The following is a 2,343-nucleotide window of genomic DNA, read 5'->3' as shown; positions in this document are numbered from 1 at the left end:
CTTTCCTTTCTCAAGATTTGTTATGGTCATTATATCCGGCAATTTTCGGACAGGCAATAGCATCAGCAATTGGTCAGTTTGTTTCGGCTTAAACAGTTTATAAAGAAGGTAAAATACGAAGTTTTATTGTTTTTGGAAAGAAAGCAAAGTATACTGATATAATGAAAAATTTTACCTTTAAATCATACATTATTTTTCTATTTGTGTTTTCATATCTAACTGTATTTCCTATAATTGGAATACCAAGTCTTTTTATAATCTTTAATATAGAGTTCTTGGGGGTGTTTCTAGCTTCTAATGCAGTAGGAGTTATTTATACCAATTTTGTGTTTATATCTATACTTTGGTTTTCATTTCATATTGTATATCCAACTGTCAGTTTACAAAAAGTTAGATCAAGAGTTGCACAGTATATTGCAATTGGCTCCTCTCTAACTTTGATATTCAATATTCATAACATAAAGGATGCATCATTTCTAATGTCCTGTTTACTGATAAGTTATTTTTGGATTCAATATCTTATCGAATTAAGGGAGGAAGAAATAAAGAAGAGTATTGAAGATATTGCCTAACTATTGAAGTGTTGAACTTCCGATAACAATACATTTGCATAAAGGTGCTGGAAGCACGTTTATGGGGCAGGTTCAGCACCACACCTTCTCACTGGGAGCGGAGCTCCGCTAATGGGTATTCCTTTGGAGTCCAGTTCGAAGGCGTCGCAAATGCGGACCGTTAGCTAAATCATAATCTATAAGTTGAAAGGATGGAGTAATATATGATATTAAATGCGTATAGGTATAGCATTAGACTAAAAAACGAGCAATTTGACATTAGCCATATGATTAGTAAATATCCTATCGAGAAAAAGAGTCTCCTTATCAAAGATTTTTTATTACAGTTAAAAAAGGATGTAAAATTTAAATTTGAGTACCAAAATAAAGACCAAATTTTATACTATATTAGCGACATCAATAGTAAAATTTATTTATTAAAATTTGCACGAGATCATAAAACAGAATTATATGTCGAAGGTGACGTAGACATTGACAGAATAAATACTGCTAGTTTCCCACCAGTTTATATAATAATTGATGTTGAAGAACATACTATTTTAATTCAGTATGATCAAAAAGCATTTTCAAATACAATGACATCAGCAAAAGCTTTGGAACAAATGTTTAAAAGTATTGCGGAGGAGTATAGCTACATAGTCAACATAGAAGCAATCAAGCAAAAAGATAGCTTTTGGGAAATGGTTAACTGTTATCCTGAAATTGTACAAGTGACTTTTAAGTTTCATTCTCCTAATCTGTTTGAAGGGATTCTGAGTTTTAATAAGTTTACTAAACTACTAAAAGAAAAATTTAATACTGCAACTACTGAATTGACTTTAAAAAATGAAAACGACAGTTTAAGGTTTGAAAAAACAGAAGAAGATACAGCTGAGATATTAGAATATATTGAGAATGGAGCTGGAAGTTGGAGTGCAAAAGTTATTGAGGATGGTAATACAGTTACAAAACAAGATCATGAATATGCTAAAAAAATTACAACTGAAGATAATGTTGAGGAACAACTTACAAATCCAAGTTCTAAAATAAGAGTTGAGTTAAAGCTAATGAGTAGAGCGGAGATAGTTGATGAAAAATAAAATTGACGGTCAAAAAGATAAAAAGAAGATGAAAAAATTTTATTTACCAGAGATTATTTTAATTATATTATCATTTACGTTATCCTACTTTGTTGAAGATAAAAACAATTTGATTATTATAGATAATAATAATCTTATTCAGCTGTTCTTTATTATTATTGGATTATCAATTACTCTAGCAACGTTTTTGTACGCATTGACTGATAGGTTTAAAAAGATGAATGATAATAAAATATCGAATATTTTAAAAGATTTGGAACGAAGTATTATATTGGAAATTAAGAGAATGACATATTCGCTAATATTGGTGGTAGTTATAACATTCACTTACTCAATTGATTTACCATATATAAAAGCTTTTTCTTTTGTAAGCAAGTCTTATGTTTATGATAGTATAAAAATTTTTCTATTCTCCTATGTTCTGTTAGCATTTATAGACATTGTGTTTACAGTTCTAAACTTATTTGAAATAGATGATAATGACCTCAGCTAACAACCTGCCTTCCCGAGATATATAACGATGAAATCGATAAAAAACATTGATATTCCAACAAAATAAAGCATTATTTGATTGACATTTACATCGTTATACATTACAATATATAACGAGGAGGGATGGGTATGAGCATCGTTTATCAAACCAATAAGCAAACCGGCATCACTTACGCCTATGAGAACGAAGCCTACTGGGA

At 30.0% G+C, this 2,343-nt stretch carries 3 protein-coding genes; 2 read left to right on the top strand and 1 reads right to left on the bottom strand.

Going from position 1 to position 2,343, the window contains the following annotated elements:
- The first annotated feature begins 775 nt into the window (after positions 1-775).
- Both QOL74_RS18290 and QOL74_RS18285 read left to right on the top strand, forming a co-directional pair.
- The gene (locus QOL74_RS18290) at positions 776-1,651 is read left to right on the top strand and encodes a hypothetical protein (RefSeq protein ID WP_283410947.1); all 876 of its coding nucleotides are present in this window, start codon (positions 776-778) and stop codon (positions 1,649-1,651) included.
- On the top strand, positions 1,641-2,144 hold the full coding sequence (locus QOL74_RS18285; RefSeq protein ID WP_283410946.1) for a hypothetical protein: 504 nt from the start codon (positions 1,641-1,643) through the stop codon (positions 2,142-2,144). The genes QOL74_RS18290 and QOL74_RS18285 overlap by 11 nt, the downstream gene beginning before the upstream one ends.
- Here QOL74_RS18285 and QOL74_RS18280 read toward each other — a convergent pair.
- The coding region (locus QOL74_RS18280; protein ID WP_283410945.1) for a hypothetical protein at positions 2,141-2,343 on the bottom strand (203 nt) is incomplete at its 5' end. The two genes, QOL74_RS18285 and QOL74_RS18280, sit on opposite strands and share 4 nt — an antisense overlap.

This window comes from Anoxynatronum buryatiense (assembly GCF_900182905.1).
GTDB classification, from domain to species: domain Bacteria; phylum Bacillota; class Clostridia; order Peptostreptococcales; family Tindalliaceae; genus Anoxynatronum; species Anoxynatronum buryatiense.
The sequence above is the reverse complement of the archived record's forward strand: the minus strand, read 5'-3'. Positions and strand labels throughout refer to the sequence as shown.